Source organism: Methanolobus vulcani (assembly GCF_900100715.1).
Taxonomy (GTDB): domain Archaea; phylum Halobacteriota; class Methanosarcinia; order Methanosarcinales; family Methanosarcinaceae; genus Methanolobus; species Methanolobus vulcani.
Map to the genome: position 1 here is coordinate 42,132 of NZ_FNCA01000003.1, position 20,378 is coordinate 62,509.

The following is a 20,378-nucleotide window of genomic DNA, read 5'->3' on the forward strand; positions in this document are numbered from 1 at the left end:
CCTACTACTTCCGTAAAACGGATCTCCTTGTAGAACTAATCCTGGTGGATATATCAGACGTTGTTTTATCAACGGACCTCGAAATTATCGGATTTACAGTTGTCTTTCCTGAAACCGCAGCAAACTCAATCTTTGAACTTGCAACAACGAGATCTATAGCAGAACCAATATCCGTATAGCTACCTGCCTCAACAGATTGACCTATGATTGTGCCTGCCTTCATAGAATTTATTTCTTCAGTGACATTACCTACAGAGAGACCAATATCTGCCAGTGATTTCTTAGCAGCTGCAAGAGTATTACCAGTCAGGTCAGGAATCTCTACAGAAGTGATCTTTGAGATCACAAGATCTACGGCATCACCTGGTTTTGCAACGGAACTGCCGGACGGGATCTGTGAAAGTACCGTACCCTGTGCAAGCTCACTGTCTTTTTCGATAATCTCACCCTGTACAAAACCTGCTTCTTTAATGACAGAAAGTGCACTTTCAAGTTCAAGTCCCACAACACCAGGCACATCTTCAAAACTGGCAAGTTCCGGAGCCTTTGATGATGAAGTGATAGTGAATTCAACCTCACTCAAATTACTTGCAGGAATGACATCATCAGCTTTTGGTAATTGGAAACGAAGATCATTGCCATCCATGGCGATATTTGTCTTAAGTTTAATGTTCATGGAACTAATGCTATAGTTTACCCTTGAGGAACTTCCTTTAAGAGAGGAATCCATACTCTGAAGTGAATCACTGAATGCCTTTACCAGATTCGTGGATGAAAGCTCTGATCTGGTGCGGGATAATTGTTCCAGCTTCTTCTCGATTTCCAGCTTCTCGTTGATAATGTCCTTCACACGGCTATCAAGTATATTATACTCCTGTTTTAAAGCCAGATTCTCTTTTTGGAGCTTTTCAAGGGCATCTGTTTTTGATATAAGCTCTTTGTTGATAGTATCGACTTCAGATTCAATTGTAGCAATACTCCTTTCAGTTAGAAGATAGCTTTTTCTTTTAGATGCAGCAGTAGTTGCTTTGTTCAGACTTTCAATATTCTTCCTGAGATCAGTAATATCGACCATTCCACTCCCCCTTTAGTCTTCTGTTACACGATAGGATGGTGGTACGGATACGATCTTGGCCTTCAGGACACTTGAGCCTTCGACATCATAGGAATTGAGTGACTTGTAAGATGCATTCAAAGGTGCTGCATTAAGAATGCGTTTGTATCCACGAACACGACCCTTGGAATCTTTTTCTTCCTCATATGACATGGAAAGGGTCATTTTAAGTTCAATATCCACTTCCGGAATGTGATACCATGTAGCTTCCAGGTTGTAATCCTTGAGTACTTCATCACTTGAAAGTTCAATTTGAGTATCAATGGAATTACGATCAAGTGCTCTCTGGGTCTGGGCAATCGACTTACCCATTTCACCAAGGATCGTTGAAAGTGGACTGACAAGGACCTCTTCGATATTTTCACTACTAATGGATGGCAATACAATACCTCCTGATTATTTTGAAAAAAGATTACCAATGCAGGAATTCTGCATTGATATCAAATATCCACCTTATTCTGAAGATGTGCTCTCTTTTACCCTTACGGTAGGAACAGCTCTTTCAGGTGCAGGCACTGGCTTTAAAGTGGTCCTCAGAAGGCTTGTACCTTCTTCGCTGAAGGTGTACTTTGACTTGTATGTTGCATCATAAGTAGATGTGTATGCAACATTTGTAGTGTTCTCAAAACTTGTCTTGGCTTTACCAAAGAGAAGACCTGCAAGTCCGCCTGAATTATAGCTTCCCTTGATCTTGGACTCATTGGTAAATTTGAACTCTCTACCGTATTTCCTTTCTGTAGAATACTCCTTCTTCATTGAAATTGTCATTTTGACCTCAATGACAGATTCAGTAAACTCATAGAAACGGGGCTCAAGACCGTATGTTAATAAGGACATTGGTTTGTCGTTGGTAACAACATTACTTGCAGTAACGTTACCGTCCTCATCTACAGTTTCTTCTATGTATAAAATTACACTTCCAGCCTCTAGTTCTGTCTCTGCAAGAGCCTGCGCAACATTGATAGAGTTCATATCAAGTGCTGTTTGACCCTCGGCAATGGCGAATGCCATTTCTTTAATCATGTCCCCGAATGGAACATCTAATAGTTTTTGACCAACTGATACCATAGTTTACCCTCCAAAATTTATGGTGCAATATAATATAGGACAATATAATTTAAAGACTTTGCTAAAAATAACACAGTAAATATAAAAAAGATATCTGAGTATGCCTGCACACATCGAAATAAATAATACGACACTAAAAATAAAAACACTGTAAATAATAAGTACCAAGACCCATGCTGAAATGATATAAAAGAATATATTCTATCAAAAAAAGAATCAAAAATGATATTATGGCATGAATATGCACAAAATAATAATTAAATTAAAAAAATTGATGAAAAGGATGATTGAATCATCCCTGAGTAACATATCTACCCATCTCAAAAGCCTTTACGTTGATGGCAATAGTTTTCTGTGGAACAAGTTCCCTCACACATTCCACAAGAGTATCAACAGAAACCGGCAGATAATTTGAGACTGCGCCCACCATGACAACGTTCATGGACTGTGGATGACCAGCCTCTTTTGCAAGCTCGGTTGCATTGAAGGCTTTTACTTTATGAGATTCTTCCAGCTTTGCAATAATCGCATCAACATCAGGATAAGTACAGAGTCCTGAGGTCACAGTTACCGGGAGAATCGGGTCTGTGTTTACTATAATAATACCATCATCGGAAAGGAACTCAAGATACCGAAGTGCCTCACTTGGTTCAAGTGCAAGTAGTACATCAGCACCTTTCATCGGGATCATGGAACCAAGTTCACAGTCAAGCCTGATATGATTGACAACTGAACCTCCACGCTGTGCCATTCCATGTGTCTCTGCTGCACGCACTGACATGTTTTCCTTAACGGCGGCCTTGCCGATTATATCAGATGCAAGTATAGTACCCTGTCCACCTACACCGGCGATGACAAGATCGAATTTTGATATTCCTTCTGCACTCATTTCTTCACCTCCGTAATGGCATCAAACTTACACAAGGCTGCACATACTCCACACCCAGTGCACATCGCATTTATGGATGCTTTCTTGGTTGTTGTGTCAAACTCAATTGCAGGACAACCAAGATTAACACAGAGTTTGCATCCGACACACTTTTCGGCATCGATTGAAAATGGCTTCCTGCGAATACCGGAACGCTTTGCATCAATGACACAGAACTGCCTTGTGATAACAACTGATGTTCCCTTGTATTCTTTTGCCCTTTTGAAGACCTCTTCTGCCTTTTCAAGATCGTATGGATCAACTGTTTCAACAAATCCTGCACCCATGCCCTTACATAATTCCTCAAGGGAAACTTCAATGGTTGGCTCACCTGTTGCAAGCTTACCCATTCCAGGGTTTGGCTGGTGACCGGTCATTGCAGTGATGCGGTTATCTACTATAGTAACTGTGATGTCCGCTTTATTATAGATAGCATTGAGAAGACCATTCATTCCAGTGTGGAAGAATGTAGAATCACCAATTGAGCAGCATATAGGTTTTTTCTCTCCTGCCTGATACATTCCGCTTGCCACGGTTATACTTCCACCCATACAGAGTGTTGTATCAACTGTGCCGCTCTGAATTCCCAGTGTGTAACATCCAATGTCACTTGGAAAGATCGCATCCTTGCCGTAGACCTTTTTCATGACATGGAAACTTGCCCTGTGAGAGCATCCAGGACACATGACAGGAGGACGCATTGGCAGGTCTATCCTGCACCTGTCGTAATCGAAATCCTCTGCAACTTCTGCAGGAACATCCGGTCTTTCAAGTTCAAGAACCTCTGCAAGAACGTCTGCACAGATATCAGTGTTCAGTTCATATATCCTTGGCACCGGACCTGGCATCTTGCCGACTATCTCTACAGTTGAACCGGTCTGCTGTGCAATAATCCTAACCTGTTCCTCAACTATTGGCTCCATTTCCTCGAAGATGATTATCTTATCTGTGTTCTCCATGAGGGTGCGGATCTTATTCTCCGGGACAGGATAGGTTCCGATCTTGAGGAATGATGCGTTGATTCCCTGTTGCATTACGGCTTCCTTTGCATAAACAGAAGCAATGCCTGATGCTATGACTCCGACCTTTGCGCTGTCAACGAGTTCAAGAGAGTTCCAGGGTGAATTCTCCAGTTCTTCCTGCATGGTTTTCTGTATCTCAAGAAGGTGAGGATGTTGTATCCTTGCATTCTTTGGAACCATGACCCAGCGCTCCAGCTCCTTTACGAACTCTGCTGTAGGTCTGGTTTCTTCCACCGGTCCGAGCTCAATATCGGATTTTCCGTGGGAGATACGGGTTGTTGGCCTGAAAATCACAGGCATCTGAACCTTGTTCGAGAATGCAAATGCGTAGGGAATCATGTCCTTGGCTTCCTGTGGTGTGGAAGGATCAAGACATGGTATGAGTGAGAATTGTGAATATCTGCGGGTGTCCTGCTCGTTCTGTGATGAATGGCATGATGGGTCGTCTGCTACTATTATTATCATGCTGCCTTTGACACCTGTGTAAGCAAGTGTGAGTAAGGGATCTGCTGCTACATTCAACCCGACGTGTTTCATTGTAACTACTGAACGCACGCCAGCCATTGCAGCACCGGCTGCTACTTCAAGGGCAACTTTCTCATTGACCGACCACTCTACGTAAAAGTCTCTTTCCTTCATTCCTGCCAGTGTACCGATGATCTCAGAGGATGGTGTTCCCGGATAACCGGATATGACCTGTCCGCCTCCTTCTACGATACCGCGTGCAATTGCAACGTTTCCCAGCATGTACTCGCGTGTGCTCATTTTAATCTCCTGCCAAGTCATACAAAATGATTATTGATAAAGATATCTGGACGGATGTTGTGTGTTAACACATGTCACTGCATGATGATTTACCAATAATTGAACACGAGAGATCCAAAAGTCAACAGCTTCCTGTAAAGGTTTATAAGCTTACATTGTAGAATATAAATTATAGTTCTCCACGGGAAGACAAAATCCATGATAACGATTCGTTTTTACAGGATATATGACATCGGACTGGATATCGACCTTGACTGGCTTGAAAAGGAACTTGCCAGCAGCTTTACAACGGCAAGAGCAAGCTTTGTGCGTGTGAGGCCCACATCTATTATAATGGAAGTTCCGCCACTGCTAATCAGACTCGGGCAGTGCGGTGTGGAGAAGGATGGAAGGAAATTCAATTTTTCTGTCTTTGCACGTATTTTCCGGATTGGTGCCATCAGCCTGTGTTTTGCATATGAGAACGAAGATGCTGACTTTGAGTTCCTTGAGAATACAGCATTATTATTCTCCGAGCAGGAAGGGCTTGAGGATCTGTTCCTTTCACATCTAAATACCCTTGCAGACATACTCAAACCTCACATCAGGGGATTTGAGATGACCCCTGATTTCTTTGAGGACTATACAATCTACCATATGAACTGGATTGACGATTCCATTGACCTGCTACCACTCCTTGCTGGCGAGAAAATAGATTTTTCGCCGCAGATGAGAGAGGAAATCCTCAAAGGTACGCATAGTTATACTAAAAATGACCGTGCTATTTTTTCCTGGGACTCTGCCCTTATCTGCGATCCTGGCACACCTACAGACCTTTTTGACCTCATTGAGTTTGCAAATGTACAGGTCTTTGAACTGCGTTACTATGACAGGGAATTGAGCAGGAGCATGGAAAAGATGTATGAGGACATTGCCCTTGCAGACAAACTCTCGTTCTTCAAAAGAAGGAAATTGTACAGGACAATTATGACTAAGCTCATGCAGGACAATGCAGCACTTTCGGAGGTCACCGAGAAGGTCAACAATCTTATCAAGGTCACTGAGGACGTTTACTATGCAAGGGTATATGAAACTGTCCTGAAAACACTAAGAAGCGAGCAGTGGAGCGAGAGTGTGAACCATAAAATAGAGGTCATACGAGACAATTATTCAATGCTCTCCGACGAGGTAAGGATCCAGCACTCCAATTATCTGGAATGGATAATTATTGTGCTGATAGCTATTGAGATTGTTATGGCTGTGGTGGATAGGATTGTTTGAAGTTTGTGGTTTTTGCTCTAACTTTAGTTTGCTTTACTTAGAGTGAAATGGAGGATTCTAAGTAAAGGATGCTTTGCTTAGAATAGAAGATAGCATTTTAAGTAAAGAAGGCTTTACTTAGAATGAGATTTAATTTTTAAATTAAGATTCCTTAATTTAGATATTGAATATATTCTTTGTTTAGTTTGGAGGAGGAAGTCGTGAGTGAAAGAGCAGGAAAGTTTGTACTGACACCTAACGGATATAGGTCGTTCATACCCAAAGAGTTGCCACCAGAGCCTCCAATTGACTACGATGATGAGCTAAGACTTCTTTTATCGAAAGCTGATAGAAATTTAGCAAGGCTTGACGGGATTACTTCAGTGCTTCCAAATCCTGATTTGTTCATTGCCATGTATGTGAAGAAAGAAGCGCTTCTCAGTTCACAGATTGAAGGCACTCAGGCATCTCTTGAAGGAGTGCTGGAATTTGAGGCAGACCTTGTTCCAAAAGAAGACATCAATGAAATCAAAGAAGTAGTGAACTATATTTCAGCTCTTGATTATGGAATAAACAGACTGAAAGAGACTTCAATGTCTATTGAGCTGATTAAGGAGATCCATAAAATCCTGCTTGAAGGTACACGAGGGGACGGACTTAATTCCGGCAATTTTAAAACCTGCCAGAATTACATCGGAACTCCAGGTGCTTCTATCATGGAAGCAATATTTGTTCCCCCCACTCCAGAAATAACTATCCCTGCAATCGAAGGACTTGAAAGATTCCTTCTTGAGAAAGATAACATACCGGCACTTGTGAAGATTGGACTTATCCACGCACAGTTTGAAACAATCCATCCTTTCCTTGATGGGAACGGAAGGATTGGAAGACTTCTGATCACGTTCGATCTCGTCTGGAAAGAGATTCTTTCAAAACCCCTGCTGTACCTGAGTTTCTACCTGAAGAACAACAGAAGCGAATACTATGACCTGCTGATGAAGGTTCGTACCGAAGGTGCATGGGAGGACTGGCTCAAGTTCTTCCTCAAAGGAGTGAGCGAAACCTCAGAGGAAGCTGTGAACACTGCAAGAGAAATCATTAAATTAAAAGATGATATGACAAAACTCCTCTATGAGAAATCAGTCTCAAGCATCCATGCAATAAGACTTATTGACCTTCTTTTTGAAAGCCCTCTTATAAGCAATGCTGATGTTGTGGAAAAACTCAACATCACATCCGTAACCGCAACCAGCCTCATGAACAAATTCGAAGAGATCGGCATTCTGACCGAGATCACCGGCAAGAAGAGATATAAGAGGTATCTGTTTACGGACTATGTGGATATTATAAGTAGGGGTACGAATAATATTTGAGAGTTTATTTCCCTTGCAGACAAATTGTTATTCATCAAAAGAAGACAACTGTACTGGGCAATTATTCAATGCCTCTAACGAGGTAAGGATTGAGCATTCCAATTATCTTGAATGGATAATTATTGTGCTGATAGCTATTGAGATCGTGATGGAGAAGGTAAGTTACGTGTAACTTGTAAGAATCAACTTTTCCCTAAACTCATCAAGATCATTCTCTAGTTCTTTCAGCTCTGCTATTAAAGGAAGCAACCTATCTAGTCCTAAATAAATATTATGGATCCACAATCCGATATCTTCAGCTTTATCAAAATCCCTGATATTGACAACTATTTTTTCATTTGCACAAGCTGAATCTATTATTTCTTCGAATATATCAGTAATACACACTCTCAAATTCGAAAACAATTCAGGTTTAAACTCTTGAATTATAGAGCCAAATTCATTTTCTAGTTCATTTAGATTTTCTAGGATGCCTAAAAGGTATAACATAGACATACTATCAATATCATAATTCATATTTGAACTACCAATTGGAGAACAATATAAACTTACATAACTACACTTACCTTCTCTAAAAGAAACAAGTATTAGACCCTTGTTTTCAATTGATATTTCTTTATTATTTTCTAAAGTAATATCGGTAGAAGTTTCAACTATAACAGTATCCTCCTTATGTTCATAAGATGTTGAAATAATATCTCTACCCAAAGAATCTAGTTGATAGATAGTATCTTCGTCATCTTTAGGGACAGTAATTTTGTAAAACCTATGAATATCTTTTAACAAGCCATCGTTAATTTTTGTTGATAACAACTTAAGCTTCTCTTTTTCTTTAAGCCTTTTTTCAAGGTTCTTCTGTTTTATTATAGAATACAAAGCTAAAGCTACTCCTAAAAACCCAAATGTAAATCCTATTATTTCAGTTGTTAACGACATTGATACTCCCATTACAATATTCAAGATAATAGCAAATAACTAAAAAGAGTTTTCTTTGAATAAAATTATATCTAAAGCATAATCGACAAATATAAAACCAAAGAACTATGTGCAATACCTCTATAGTATATAATCTGACATCACTGTTTTAAAAAACCCAGGGTGGTTTATTCATGGTTCTTGAAATTGAAGAAAAGGTCATTGAGGCAAAGAAGGCGTCCATCATTCTTGCAAGTGTCAGCACAGACACAAAGAATGCAGCCCTTGAAGCAATGGCACAGGCACTTGATGATAATCGCGATAAGATACTCGAAGCAAACAAGAAAGACATTGAAGCAGCAGAGAAGCTCAAAAGGAAAGGCGAACTTTCCCAGGCTCTTGTAGACAGGCTCAAGGTCAACGACAGCAAGATCAGCGGAATGATAGATGGCATCCGTGACGTAATCAAGCTCGAAGACCCTGTGGGCAAAACCATTGATGCTCTTGAACTTGATCAGGGACTAGAACTCTATCAGGTAAGCTGTCCGATCGGACTTATCGGAGTAATATTTGAAGCACGTCCTGATGTAGTGCCACAAGTCATGTCCTTATGTCTTAAAAGCGGCAACGCAACCATATTCAAAGGCGGAAGCGAGGCACTAAATTCAAATCGTGTAATCTTTGACTTATTAAATGAAGCTGCGGAATCCACAAAAGGAATGCCATCCGGTGCATTCCAGCTCATGGAAACAAGGGAAGAGGTCAACGACATCCTGAGCATGGATGCATACATCGACCTGCTCATTCCAAGAGGCTCCAATGCATTTGTCAAATACATGCAGGACAACACCAAGATCCCGGTCCTCGGACACGCAGACGGTATCTGCCATGTTTATGTTGACGATGAAGCAGACCTATCAAAAGCATATGATGTCTGTTTTGACTCAAAAGTACAGTATCCTGCTGTATGTAACGCAATGGAGACATTGCTTGTCAACGAGAACATAGCTGACAAATTCCTGCCAAAGATGGCAAGAATGTATGATGAAGCAGGTGTCCAGATGCGCTGTGACGAAGCATCCTTTGAGCTACTCGGACAGATCGACTTCCTTAAAAGCATAGCAAGAGCCATTGAAGATGACTGGAGAACAGAGTACAACGACCTCACACTCTCCATCAAGATAGTAGAATCAATGGATGAAGCCATCGAGCACATCAACAACTACGGTTCACATCACACTGACGGCATAATCACAGAGAATGACCTCAAGAAGAAGAAATTCACAGAACTTGTGGACTCATCCAGTGTAATGCTTAATGCATCAACCAGATTCGCAGATGGTTTCCGTTATGGAAAAGGAGCAGAAGTCGGAATAAGCACAAACAAGATCCATGCACGTGGCCCAGTAGGAATGGAAGGGCTCCTCATCTACAAGTACATACTCGTAGGCAATGGAGACAAAGTTGCAGACTATGTCGGTCCTGAAGCAAAGAAATACACACACCGCACGCTCAATAAGAAAGTCGGTGATGCAGTTTCCAGAAAATAAGAAAGGTTAACAACACGCAGGGGCATCACTTTTGCATAACAGGAAAGAGCTCTTCAAAGATGTGAACAGGATCGTTGTAAAGATAGGAACATCATCCATCAATACCGAAGACGGCAAACTTAACAGGGATTTCATGGAGAACATGGCTGCACAGGTTGCCGAACTCCATGAAATAGGAAAAAAAGTCATCCTTGTAAGTTCAGGAGCCATCGGGATCGGTATTGACATTCTTGATTTTGACAGTCGCCCCAAAGAGATACCGGTCAGACAGGCATGTGCTGCTGTTGGCCAGAGTGTGCTCATGCAGGAGTGGTGCAATTCTTTTGCAAAACACAACCTGAAGGTAGCTCAGATACTCCTGACATACGAATCATTCTCAAACAGACTCACCTATCTCAACCTCAGGAACAGTATTTCCACCCTGCTTAGTTATGGAGTCATACCGATTATCAACGAGAACGACAGCACATCCGTTAACGAGATAGAAGCAACATTCGGCGACAACGATAAACTTTCCGCAATGCTTGCCAGCAAGATGGAAGCTGACCTGCTCATAATCCTTTCAGACATTGACGGCCTTTATGACAAGAACCCAAAACGCAATCATGATGCCACACTTCTGAGCCTTGTGGAAGAAATAACTCCCGAGATCGAAAGTTACGGAGGCAGTCCCACAAGCATGAAAGGTGTGGGCGGCATGAGAACCAAAATAGAAGCCGCCAAGATATGTTACATGTCAGGCTGCTATATGATCATCACTAACAGCGCTACTGAGAATGTAGTCACAAAAGTACTTTCCGGGGAAGATATCGGAACGCTTTTCCTTGCCAACCAGGAAGTTCACAAGAACAGGATACGCTGGATACTGCTTTCAAAATCATGTGGTTCCATTGAAGTAGATACAGGTGCAAGAGAAGCCATACTTAACAGCATGAGCCTGCTACCTTCAGGAGTTACTAAAGTCAATGGTGAGTTTGACAGAGGAGAGATAGTAGAGATAATCTGTGAAGGCAAAGTCTTTGCAAAAGGCATAACTGACTACACATCCGATGAACTGGAACAAGTCAAAGGGCAGCATACAGACCTGATAGTTGACATTCTTGGTTATAAGAACTATAACCATGTAATGAAGAAAGAGAACATCGGTATTTGCTAGGATACCTTTTAACAGCTACGAAAGTTCTTGCTAACTTTTTTAATGATATCTTCATTACTTTATTATAACTAGTCCCGCTTATAAGGATTCAAATCACAAGATCAAAAATGACACTCGAAGAACAGGTACTTGAAAAAATAAAACCCAGTCCTGCTGAAAAAGAGAAGTTGCAGGAAGTTGCTTCAGAATTACTTGCAAGAGTCAGTACCATTGCAAGAATAAAAGGAATAGAGGGCATCATCCCAAAGCTTGTAGGTTCTGCGGCCAGAGACACATGGATATCAGGCACACACGACCTTGATGTCTTTATCTCATTCCCGGAAAGTGTGAGCCGTGAAGAACTGGAAGAGAACGGCCTCCTGATCGCAAGAGAAGTTGCAAGAAATGGAACCAATGTTGAAGAACGCTATGCTGAGCATCCTTACCTTAACATGCATTACAAAGGCTTCGATGTTGATCTCGTACCCTGTTTTGCCGTTGAATCCGCATCAGAGATTAAATCTGCTGTTGACAGGACGCCATTCCACAACGAATTCATCAAAATGAGCATCCCCGGAAGAGAGGACGATGTACTCATGATGAAACAGTTCATGAAAGGCACCGGCACTTATGGTTCAGAACTTCGGACACAGGGTTTTTCTGGCTACCTTACTGAACTGCTCATAGTACACTATGGCTCATTCCGCAACCTGATACGCAATGCCTGCACCTGGAAACCAGGACTTGTAATAGATATGCTGGAACACGGTACTCTCAGGCACGAAGATCCTCTGGTTGTCATTGATCCCACTGATCCTAAAAGAAATGTAGCAGCAGCACTTTCCCTGAACCGTTTTGCGCAGTTTATCGATGCTTGCAGGGCTTATTCTGATAATCCTTCAGAAGAATTCTTTTTCCCAAAAGCAAAGGAACCAATGTCAGATTATGAGATAAGAAACATGATGCAATCCAGAGGAAGCTCATTTATAGCAATTGTTTTTGAAACTCCTGAACTTGTGGATGACATACTCTATCCGCAACTTGATAAGATGGAACACTCAGTCCATGCACTTCTGGAAGATTACGAGTTCCAGGTTCTCAACTCAGGATACTGGGCGAATGAACAGTCCATAGTTGTTGTCGAGCTGATAGCATCTGAACTCCCGGCTGTGAAAAAGCACAGAGGACCGCCGGTATGGGTAACGGAACATGCAAAAGGATTCAAGACTAAATACAGCAACTCTGATGAGCTGTTTTCCATGTACATTGAAAACGGGTTCTATGTAGCTGATATAAAACGTAAGTTCACAACTGCAAAAGAACTGCTTCAGAAAAGAATGCAAACCTGTTCCCTTGGAAAACACCTTGGGAAAGCCGTATTGGAAAGCTTTACAGTTCTTGAAAATAATGCCATCCTTGAGATAAAAGATCCTGGTTTCAGGGTTTTCATGAGAAAATGGGAGCAGGGTAAATAGGCCTACACCCGACACTTTGTATTAGCAAATTCCAGGGGGATTTAAATCAGAGTCCTTCAAGTCTTTTCTGATAGAAGAAATACTGCTGCGCATAGCCGCAGTAGCGTCCAAAATACATTCGTCCCCAGTTGCCAATTTTACTTTTGGTTGCATTCCCATTGAAATATTCATGGTGACCGTAAATTGTTTTCACAACTTTTTCAACATGAGTATCTACAGGAAATGCTTCCATCTTCTCAAATGCAAAAAGGAGGATACAATCCGCAACTTTCTCACCGATGCCCTCAAGGAACATCAGCCTCTGTTTGGCTTCCTCGTAGTCAACTTTAAAAATATCATCAAGAATTAGATTACCATCCTCTACATGCTTTGCAGCCTTAATGACACGGCCACCTCTGAAGCCTAGTTTGCAGGCCCTCAGATCATCATCACATGCATGAACAAGTGCATGAGGTTCAGGAAAACTGTAGTAACCATCTTCGATCTCTTTTCCGTAATTCTTACACATCATGGAAATTGCACGCTTAATATTAGGAATGCTCCACGCCGTTGCAAGCATATAGGATATTAAACACTCCCAGGGGTCCTGCCTGATAAGACGCAGACCCATATACTTGTTAATGGCTTCGTCCATGAATTCATCCTTATTCACTTCCTGAAGAATGGAATCAAGGTCATCGTCAAAACGGAAGTAATTCTCAAAGAAACTTTTTGGCAGGGAGCAGTCTACAAGAACTTCACGGCTGTTTTTGTCCTGCTGCAACCTCGCAATATGACCATTCACAACCCCGGTCCACCAACCATCAATAAGGTCCCAGCGGAAGACCTGCCCGCAATCAAGAGTGTAGTCAAGATTGAAATTCTCAGAGAAAAGAGTGTACATGTCAGGAACTGAGTTCAAGCTCCCTTAAAAAAATGGCGGCTGATATAGTGTCCCCAAGTCCCACGGTTGAAACCGGTTCATCACAGATACGTGTCGGCACAATGGTCACCTGGTATGAATCATGCATTCCGCACACGGTGCTGCACTTCAGTTTATCCCCAATGTGCTGTGCCAATTTCGAACATTCATTTTTACCAAATTCACTTTCAGGAATCTCAGATGCAATTTCAAGTAATGAATTCCTGTCAGCAAGTTTACCGGAACATGCAAAAGCTGCAGCGCATCCGGCTCCGAAGTTCATCGCTTCGATTATAATTTCAGGGTCATCATTTTTCATGCACGAAACTGAAACAACAAATTCTCTTGTATGAACAAGCATCCTGCAAAGTCCAGAACCATTGCATAGAGAAATTGCAGCATCTGCAATTGCTACAGAATCCATTTCAAGAATAGATTTCGAGTCAATGCCATTTAATCCTGCAAGCATGGCAAGTTCATCCTCGTTCATTCCTATACGATCAACGATTGGCGAAAGTTTAGAGAATGCATATAATGCAATATCGTTTGATGAAAAATGACCGAATTCAACATGGATGTGCAAATCCTTACGGATATCTTTCCAGCTTTGAAGTTGATCTAAAGATGAATTCAGTTTTTCCTTGTACCCTGAAGAAGCTTTTTCAGAGCCAGCTGGTAAAGAGTCAACCTCATTCTCATGAAGCATATGATAACCGGAAATTATAGCCCCATTCATTTCCGATACATGGTCCATTGAATAGTTCCTGAATTCCTCATCCATATGAAGCTCAAAATTCAACGGATCATAGGTTGCTATGAACCTGTTCTCCCTTGGAACTTCAAATTCCTGCCCTGAAAAAGAGACCACATCACCTTTTCTAAAATCAAAAACAAAATGTATTAGCTCTGGTTGATTGTTATTTGCGGGAAGAAAATTTTCCAATTCAGCGCTTTTGTAAAGCTTCCCTTCAAATGGATGATAAATGGCTTTATTGGAAAAAAATGATAGTTGTAACTTTGATAAACTTGCTACATTAGGCACAACTCTGGAAGCTCCAAGTTCTGAAAGGACGTTTGACATTATTCCCATGTTGCCGCCCATTCTCATAAAAGAGCCATCGATGAACGTGTTCTTTATCCATTGGAAAACATGTGAATCTTTAATCATCCACTCTGCACCTGTTCCTTTACGCATACAGGTGATAAGCCCTGCTAGAAAATCAGTCTTTGAAGAAATCGAACCTGGGGATGAAGTGAGCTTTTTTTGAAGCTTATCTGAAAATACGGAATCATCTGCGTCCAATTCTCTTATCATGTGGGATAATTCACTGCCATCTATATGGTAAATTGAATCTATATTGGCATTATAGGCACAAAGAATATTCATCGATTACTCCGTTATTCTGCATATGTTTATTTTTGGCATTTTTGCCAGTAAAGCGATGAACGCACCTGCTGAGATGGCATCACCAATTCCTACTGTTGCAACGGGGTCCTTTACGACCTTGGAAGGAATGATTATGAGATTATGATCCAGAGCACTTATGCAACCATCTTCGAAATCTTCGGCTGAGCATATGTTGTTCCTGACAAGGTGTTTTTCAAGTTCTATCAGATCCCTGTAACCCTCATCATAAACCGGCACTCCAAGACCTATATCTATGTCATCGATACCTGTGATGTTACCGGTTGCAGCTTGTGTTGCTGCCACGGCCGATGCGAAAAGTAACGCCTGACGATGTGCATCTGCATCAAGAGGATGGTCCTTTGAGACCACACAAATGTAGAATCCTAGTGAATGAATATGTACTCTCTGGAGTTCCAGTTCCCTGAGCAGCATTACAGCGCCTTCGTAAAGTGAAACAATGCTGTTCTCTCCTTTATTGATAACAGAATATGCAAGTTCCTCATAACCAAGGACATTGAGAGCGTTTGCAACTTCCACGGTGTCAAGACCAAGAGAGGTTACATGCTTTTTTACAATCTCAGCGAGCAATGCTTTGCGAATAACCTTATTCTGTATGGATGTGAATTCCACATGAAGGCGCATCTGGGGATTGCATCCTTTCAGGCGTTCTATGACTTTGACAGCACGCTGAACATAATCCTTGTATGTGGTGCCGTCATCATATTCTTCCTTGATCATCTGGTAACCTGAAAGTATGGCACCGTCAATGTCTTCCCTGATATCTGAAAGTTGCTCGTACATTTCAGGACTCATATCAATACGAAGCCATTTTGGTCTTGATGAAACAATAAGTCGGTTGTCCCTTGGAACTACGAACTCCTCACCAGAACAGCGGAAACGCATGCCTTTAGAGAATTCAAGTATCCAGTTGATCTTGGGTTTTTGATTAGGATCGTATGCTTCCTTTGGGTGTTTGAGATATAGCTTGCCGTTCTCTATTACAGGATGTTTCAGGTTGGGAGAATCTACAAAATAGTCCGCCTGATCTTTTGAAAGCCAGGGAACATATGTTATTACGTTCTTCACGCCAAGGTTTGCAAGTAAGTTTGAGATTATTCCTGCCTGACCTCCCATGCGTGCAGAGTCAAAGACCATGTTGTCCATGAGCCACTCATGAAGGTCAGATGTATAAGTTGGAACCTCGGCGGCTTTCCCATCACGCATAGCGATTATAAGTCTTGCAAGAAAATCAGCCGGTTCATTGATCTCACGGGGATAAGCGATTATTCTTTCCCTCACATGCTCATAACCAATGATATTTGTGAGCTTTTTAATGTCATCTTTGCGAACATGTTTCATGGCATCAACATTGCTGTTATAAGCCACAAACACACCCTGTACGTTCCCAAGCTCTCCCTTTACATTGGAAACAGCTTCAGAATAACGTTTCTCCCATTCCTCGATCTCCATTACTTCACCCAATTGATATTAATTATGTTTATAGAGTATTTATAAACGATGGATGGAGAGGAAATATAAAAAAATTAAAGAATTAAAAAGTCAAAAAAGAAAATAACAAAACCAATCTCAAATGAGACCGGTCGTTTCATCCATGCCAAGCATGATGTTCATGTTCTGTATAGCAGCACCTGATGCACCTTTTCCAAGGTTGTCCAGACGTGAGATTACCTGGATCTGCTCATCGTTGCCGTAGATGTAAATGTCAGAATAATTCGTGTCGTTGCTTCCCTGAACATCGAAAGCATTGTCCACAAGGTCATCAGCCTCATCAACTTTGTGGACCCGGACGAATATTGAATCACCGAAATACTTCTGGTAGATCTCATACAGATCCTGCTTTGTTACAGGTTTTTCCAGGTCCTTCACTGAAAGAGGTAATGTAACTGCAAGTCCCCTTGGGAAATTAGAAACAACTGGCATGAGGATCGGATTTACGCTCAGACCGGCACGTACCTTTATCTCTGGAACGTGCTTGTGTGTCAGGCCAAGAGCATACTGCCTTGGAGCTTTGTAAGCTCTCTCTTCTGTGGTTTCGTATGTCTGTATCATCTGCTTTCCACCACCTGTATATCCAGTGATTGAAAACAATGGAACTGCTGTGTCCTTTGAGATGATTCCTTCTTCTATAAGAGGATAAAGTGCAACTATGGCCGCTGATGCATGACAACCAGGATTGGAAACCCTGATTGCTCCGGCTACATTCTCCCTGTGTTTAGCAGAGAGTTCCGGTAGTCCGTAAGCCCATGAATCGTTTGTACGGTTGGCTGTGGATGCATCAATTATCCTTGTGTCAGGATTTGTGACCAGATTGACAGTGTCTGCGACAGCTTCATCCGGCAGGCACAGGAATACAAGGTCTGCCTCGTTGAGTAGCTTTGTTCTCAGTTCCCTGTTGTGACGCTCATCGTATGGAATCTCAAGTATCTCTACTTCCGGATGCTTTGCCAGACGCTCATTTACCAGTAATCCAGTCGTTCCGTGTTGACCGTCCACATATATCTTGTACATTATCTTCCTCGAAATCAATAATTGTCAGTTAAATTAATAATTAGATTAGTAATCAGGTCGAATTATCAGGTTGTGTATTCAGCATTAATCCTGACATAATCGTAAGTCAGGTCACAACCCCATGCTGTTGCACTCTTATCACCCATGCCAAGGTCGGTGATGATGTAAATTTCATCTTCTTCCATGATGGCTTTTAACTGTGAAAGGGTTTCCTCATCGTTTCTGACGACCTCACCGTTCTTTACAAGCTCCACAACCTCGGTTCCTGCTGAGAATGAAAGAGAGATCTTTTCAGGATCCATATTGGCACCGGAGTAGCCTGCTGCTACTACGATACGTCCCCAGTTTGGATCCTGACCGAATATTGCGGTTTTTACAAGTGGGGAACGGACAATTGCTTTGGTTACAAGACGGGCATCCTCTTCTGTTGCTGCACCTGTTACTTTGGATTCAATGAGTTTGGTAGCACCTTCGCCGTCAACTGCTATCATCTTTGCAAGCTCTGTGAGAACATAATCAAGACCTGCCTGAATGTCAGAAACTTCAGGAGTGATGCCGGATTGACCTGTAGCTGTTACAAGAACCATATCGTTGGTGCTTGTGTCACCGTCTACTACTATCATGTTGAAACTCTTGTCAACGGCAACTGTCAGGCATGACTGTAATACATCAGGGTGAACTTCCGCATCGGTATAAACGAAAGCGAGCATTGTACCCATGTTTGGCTCGATCATTCCAGCACCTTTGGCAATTCCTGCTATGCGGATGCCACAGTCCATTTCAATCGCGATTTCCTTTGGGACTGTGTCGGTTGTCATGATTGAACGTGCTGCTTTCATGCTAGCGTCGCCGTCCTCGCCCAGTGATTTTAGAACTTCGTCGATGTGGGCAGTAATCCAGCCGGTGTCAAGTTTTCGGCCTACAACACCTGTAGAAGCCACACCAATAAACTCCTCGTTGACACTCATCTTTGATGCGAGAGCGGATGCCATGATTCTTGCATCCGCAAGACCCTGAACACCTGTGAAAGCATTGGCATTGCCGCTGTTCACAATTACACCTGAGAGTCGGCCGGTCTTTGAGATATGCTCCCTTGTTACTACCAGAGGAGCTGCTATGACCTTGTTCCTTGTGTAAACTCCGGCAGCATTTCCTTCTGCCTGGATGATTGCCAGTCCCATCTTTCCGGGTTTGATTCCACCGGCACGCACGCCTTTTACAGCACAGATACCGCCTTCAATGAATTTCATAATATGCCTTCTACTTAATTTGAATATGATTTTGTGATTGTGATTGCCAGAATTTAGTTTTAAGAGTGATTTTCAGACTTAATTTAAGATTTGGCCGGACTTACAATTGCCCGAGACCGCTGATGATGTCACCGCGTGTTACAATTCCAACAAGCGTGCCGTCCTCGTTCACTACAGGGAGACGATTTATCTTATGTTTGCTAAGAATTGTGGAAGCATCCTCGATAGATGTATCAGGACCTACTGCGTAAACACTCTTGGTCATTATTTCCTTAATTGGTTTTGAACCAAAGTCCTCAAGCATGTCCTTGGTCTCTTCCCAGTTGAGAAGCTCGCGGATAGGTACTTCGATAACCTCAAAAGGACTTGGCAGCCAGAGACCACCATGTTCCGGAACCTCAAGCAGTTTGAGAATGTCCCCCTCTGAAACGATTCCAACTACTTTACCGTCATCTACCACTGGAAGACCACTTACCTTATTTTGCTTCAGGAGTTGTGCTACCTCCCTGATAGGTGTTTCAGAGGAACAGGTTACAACGTCAGTGTTCATTACATCTTTTACGTCCATGATTATACCTTACTTTACTATGATATTTCAGGATTTGCACCTCAAGTGAGGGCAGAATTCCACATAGTCCATGCTTTTTTGAATATAAGGTGAAAAAGTGGTTGCAGGGGTATAATGGTTGCGCTTTGGTGCAGATTAGGAAATGGATATGTGTTTTCAGATTTCCCATAATAAAGGAAGGCAATTAAAATTTTCAGAAAATAAAAGACAATTATAAAAATAGAAAGGAGATGAATATTATCTCTTTGTAAATAGATCTATTAACTTATTTTGGACCTCTTCCATTTTAGCTGCATTAATTTTTGCTACTTTATATTCAATTAAATCTTCTGCAGCTGTAAATATTTTATTTGTCCGAATAAGGCTTTCTACTCTTAAAGAGCCTTCATCTAAATCTGTTTCACTTAATGTTACAGCATATTCGTCTTGTCGATTAGAAGAAGTTGTTATTTGACTTAGTATTACATCTTCTCCTTCTAAATCAGCAATTACGAGTGCAGGACGTTTCTTAGTGTTCGTCAAATCCGTAAACGGAAATGGAATTACTACTATCGATCCTTTTTTCCAGTGACTCACTTTTTTTCCTCATATTTTGTTGTTCATAGATAGTTCCATGCTTCATCTTCTTCGGGAGTATCCCAAAGTTTAGAAAGGGCTTTTTCTGATGCTATCGCTGTATCCATCCGTGTCTCAATATCATCTAGTGGACGAATTTCAATACGATCTTTTTTGGCTATGACTGCAACTTTATTTCCGACTTCAAAAAGCCCTTTTCGCATGGCAGATGGGATTACAATTTGTCCCTTGCTTGTTATTGTTGCAGTGCGAATGTCTATTACAGACATGTATATTTTCCTCCTGAAAGTTTTTGTACCACACGTCCTTACATGTAATATCTGTAAGACACGTAAGATATAATTTGTTTTTTTGCTATAAATACTTAAGCACCATAAATCTCATAATAAAGGAAGATTGCACAAAAAAGGAATGATTGGTACCTAAGAGGATAGAATCCTCTTTGGTTTGTATGTTAAGTTCTTTTGCTTATTTCTTCTTATGATATCGTGCAATGATACGGCTACCATAATCAGCAATCTGAATAACTTTTAATGCGATTATTAACGCAAATTCGATATCC

General features: G+C 41.6%; 20 protein-coding genes. 6 read left to right on the forward strand and 14 right to left on the reverse strand.

All coding sequences use genetic code 11. The features are described 5' to 3' along the window. Positions 1-4 precede the first annotated feature (4 nt). The 5 genes from BLP52_RS05125 to iorA form a co-directional block, all read right to left on the reverse strand. Positions 5-1,075 (reverse strand): PASTA domain-containing protein, encoded by a 1,071-nt coding sequence (locus tag BLP52_RS05125; protein ID WP_091709308.1) that lies wholly within the window; start codon positions 1,073-1,075, stop codon positions 5-7. 12 nt (positions 1,076-1,087) lie between these two features. Then, positions 1,088-1,495, reverse strand: a complete 408-nt coding sequence (locus tag BLP52_RS05130) for a hypothetical protein (protein ID WP_238380732.1) — start codon at positions 1,493-1,495, stop codon at positions 1,088-1,090. 72 nt (positions 1,496-1,567) lie between these two features. Next, entirely contained in the window at positions 1,568-2,182 is a 615-nt protein-coding gene (locus tag BLP52_RS05135; RefSeq protein ID WP_091709310.1) for a hypothetical protein, read from the reverse strand. A 292-nt stretch (positions 2,183-2,474) separates the two neighbouring features. After that, a complete protein-coding gene (locus tag BLP52_RS05140; protein WP_091709312.1) occupies positions 2,475-3,071 on the reverse strand; it encodes an indolepyruvate oxidoreductase subunit beta in 597 nt (198 codons plus the stop codon). Continuing rightward, positions 3,068-4,897, reverse strand: a complete 1,830-nt coding sequence (gene iorA, locus BLP52_RS05145; protein ID WP_091709314.1) for an indolepyruvate ferredoxin oxidoreductase subunit alpha — start codon at positions 4,895-4,897, stop codon at positions 3,068-3,070. The genes BLP52_RS05140 and iorA overlap by 4 nt, the downstream gene beginning before the upstream one ends. A gap of 198 nt (positions 4,898-5,095) precedes the next feature. Here iorA and BLP52_RS05150 point away from each other — a divergent pair, with 198 nt between their 5' ends. The 3 genes from BLP52_RS05150 (at position 5,096) to BLP52_RS14320 (ending at position 7,681) form a co-directional block, all read left to right on the forward strand. After that, on the forward strand, positions 5,096-6,157 hold the full coding sequence (locus BLP52_RS05150) for a hypothetical protein (protein WP_091709316.1): 1,062 nt from the start codon (positions 5,096-5,098) through the stop codon (positions 6,155-6,157). Positions 6,158-6,357: 200 nt separating this feature from the next. Further along, a complete protein-coding gene (locus BLP52_RS05155) occupies positions 6,358-7,509 on the forward strand; it encodes a Fic family protein (RefSeq protein WP_091709317.1) in 1,152 nt (383 codons plus the stop codon). Between the two features lie 13 nt (positions 7,510-7,522). Next, positions 7,523-7,681: a hypothetical protein gene (locus BLP52_RS14320; protein WP_154717792.1), complete on the forward strand. Its 159-nt coding sequence runs from the start codon at positions 7,523-7,525 to the stop codon at positions 7,679-7,681. Here BLP52_RS14320 and BLP52_RS05160 read toward each other — a convergent pair. After that, positions 7,672-8,445: a hypothetical protein gene (locus BLP52_RS05160; protein ID WP_091709319.1), complete on the reverse strand. Its 774-nt coding sequence runs from the start codon at positions 8,443-8,445 to the stop codon at positions 7,672-7,674. The genes BLP52_RS14320 and BLP52_RS05160 overlap by 10 nt on opposite strands. 173 nt (positions 8,446-8,618) lie before the next feature. Between BLP52_RS05160 and BLP52_RS05165 the strand changes: the two genes are divergently transcribed. The 3 genes from BLP52_RS05165 (at position 8,619) to cca (ending at position 12,584) form a co-directional block, all read left to right on the forward strand. Continuing rightward, on the forward strand, positions 8,619-9,974 hold the full coding sequence (locus tag BLP52_RS05165) for a glutamate-5-semialdehyde dehydrogenase (RefSeq protein WP_091709320.1): 1,356 nt from the start codon (positions 8,619-8,621) through the stop codon (positions 9,972-9,974). Between the two features lie 31 nt (positions 9,975-10,005). Then, positions 10,006-11,130, forward strand: coding sequence for a glutamate 5-kinase (gene proB, locus BLP52_RS05170; RefSeq protein ID WP_091709322.1), 1,125 nt, complete (start codon positions 10,006-10,008; stop codon positions 11,128-11,130). A 107-nt stretch (positions 11,131-11,237) separates the two neighbouring features. Then, positions 11,238-12,584, forward strand: a complete 1,347-nt coding sequence (gene cca / locus BLP52_RS05175) for a CCA tRNA nucleotidyltransferase (RefSeq protein ID WP_091709324.1) — start codon at positions 11,238-11,240, stop codon at positions 12,582-12,584. 46 nt (positions 12,585-12,630) lie between these two features. Here cca and BLP52_RS05180 read toward each other — a convergent pair whose 3' ends face one another. The 8 genes from BLP52_RS05180 to BLP52_RS05215 all read right to left on the reverse strand — a co-directional run bounded on the left by BLP52_RS05180 (position 12,631) and on the right by BLP52_RS05215 (position 20,085). Then, positions 12,631-13,485 carry a DNA-3-methyladenine glycosylase family protein gene (locus BLP52_RS05180; RefSeq protein WP_338011370.1) on the reverse strand — a complete coding sequence of 285 codons (855 nt, stop codon included), beginning with the start codon at positions 13,483-13,485 and terminating at the stop codon, positions 12,631-12,633. Continuing rightward, on the reverse strand, positions 13,469-14,872 hold the full coding sequence (locus tag BLP52_RS05185) for an ADP-dependent glucokinase/phosphofructokinase (protein WP_091709327.1): 1,404 nt from the start codon (positions 14,870-14,872) through the stop codon (positions 13,469-13,471). The genes BLP52_RS05180 and BLP52_RS05185 overlap by 17 nt, the downstream gene beginning before the upstream one ends. Positions 14,873-14,875: 3 nt before the next feature. Then, the gene (gene pfkC / locus BLP52_RS05190) at positions 14,876-16,363 is read right to left on the reverse strand and encodes an ADP-specific phosphofructokinase (protein ID WP_091709329.1); all 1,488 of its coding nucleotides are present in this window, start codon (positions 16,361-16,363) and stop codon (positions 14,876-14,878) included. A 117-nt stretch (positions 16,364-16,480) separates the two neighbouring features. Then, positions 16,481-17,422, reverse strand: a complete 942-nt coding sequence (argC, locus tag BLP52_RS05195) for an N-acetyl-gamma-glutamyl-phosphate reductase (protein WP_091709330.1) — start codon at positions 17,420-17,422, stop codon at positions 16,481-16,483. A 65-nt stretch (positions 17,423-17,487) separates the two neighbouring features. Then, positions 17,488-18,672, reverse strand: coding sequence for a bifunctional ornithine acetyltransferase/N-acetylglutamate synthase (gene argJ, locus BLP52_RS05200; protein ID WP_091709332.1), 1,185 nt, complete (start codon positions 18,670-18,672; stop codon positions 17,488-17,490). A gap of 100 nt (positions 18,673-18,772) precedes the next feature. Beyond that, positions 18,773-19,240 (reverse strand): CBS domain-containing protein, encoded by a 468-nt coding sequence (locus tag BLP52_RS05205; RefSeq protein ID WP_091709334.1) that lies wholly within the window; start codon positions 19,238-19,240, stop codon positions 18,773-18,775. A 237-nt stretch (positions 19,241-19,477) separates the two neighbouring features. After that, positions 19,478-19,816, reverse strand: coding sequence for a type II toxin-antitoxin system PemK/MazF family toxin (locus tag BLP52_RS05210; protein WP_091709336.1), 339 nt, complete (start codon positions 19,814-19,816; stop codon positions 19,478-19,480). A 23-nt stretch (positions 19,817-19,839) separates the two neighbouring features. After that, positions 19,840-20,085, reverse strand: coding sequence for an AbrB/MazE/SpoVT family DNA-binding domain-containing protein (locus BLP52_RS05215; RefSeq protein WP_091709338.1), 246 nt, complete (start codon positions 20,083-20,085; stop codon positions 19,840-19,842). Positions 20,086-20,378 lie beyond the last annotated feature (293 nt).

Bases quoted from the DNA above. Each gene is read 5' to 3' on its own strand.
- BLP52_RS05185 (WP_091709327.1), bottom strand. From the start codon at position 14,872: ATGAATATTCTTTGTGCCTATAATGCCAATATAGATTCAATTTACCAT.
- BLP52_RS05125 (WP_091709308.1), bottom strand. From the start codon at position 1,075: ATGGTCGATATTACTGATCTCAGGAAGAATATTGAAAGTCTGAACAAA.
- BLP52_RS05215 (WP_091709338.1), bottom strand. From the start codon at position 20,085: ATGTCTGTAATAGACATTCGCACTGCAACAATAACAAGCAAGGGACAA.
- argC (WP_091709330.1), bottom strand. From the start codon at position 17,422: ATGTACAAGATATATGTGGACGGTCAACACGGAACGACTGGATTACTG.
- BLP52_RS05150 (WP_091709316.1), top strand. From the start codon at position 5,096: ATGATAACGATTCGTTTTTACAGGATATATGACATCGGACTGGATATC.
- BLP52_RS05160 (WP_091709319.1), bottom strand. From the start codon at position 8,445: ATGTCGTTAACAACTGAAATAATAGGATTTACATTTGGGTTTTTAGGA.
- pfkC (WP_091709329.1), bottom strand. From the start codon at position 16,363: ATGGAGATCGAGGAATGGGAGAAACGTTATTCTGAAGCTGTTTCCAAT.
- BLP52_RS05165 (WP_091709320.1), top strand. From the start codon at position 8,619: ATGGTTCTTGAAATTGAAGAAAAGGTCATTGAGGCAAAGAAGGCGTCC.
- argJ (WP_091709332.1), bottom strand. From the start codon at position 18,672: ATGAAATTCATTGAAGGCGGTATCTGTGCTGTAAAAGGCGTGCGTGCC.
- BLP52_RS05205 (WP_091709334.1), bottom strand. From the start codon at position 19,240: ATGGACGTAAAAGATGTAATGAACACTGACGTTGTAACCTGTTCCTCT.
- BLP52_RS05140 (WP_091709312.1), bottom strand. From the start codon at position 3,071: ATGAGTGCAGAAGGAATATCAAAATTCGATCTTGTCATCGCCGGTGTA.
- BLP52_RS05135 (WP_091709310.1), bottom strand. From the start codon at position 2,182: ATGGTATCAGTTGGTCAAAAACTATTAGATGTTCCATTCGGGGACATG.
- cca (WP_091709324.1), top strand. From the start codon at position 11,238: ATGACACTCGAAGAACAGGTACTTGAAAAAATAAAACCCAGTCCTGCT.
- iorA (WP_091709314.1), bottom strand. From the start codon at position 4,897: ATGAGCACACGCGAGTACATGCTGGGAAACGTTGCAATTGCACGCGGT.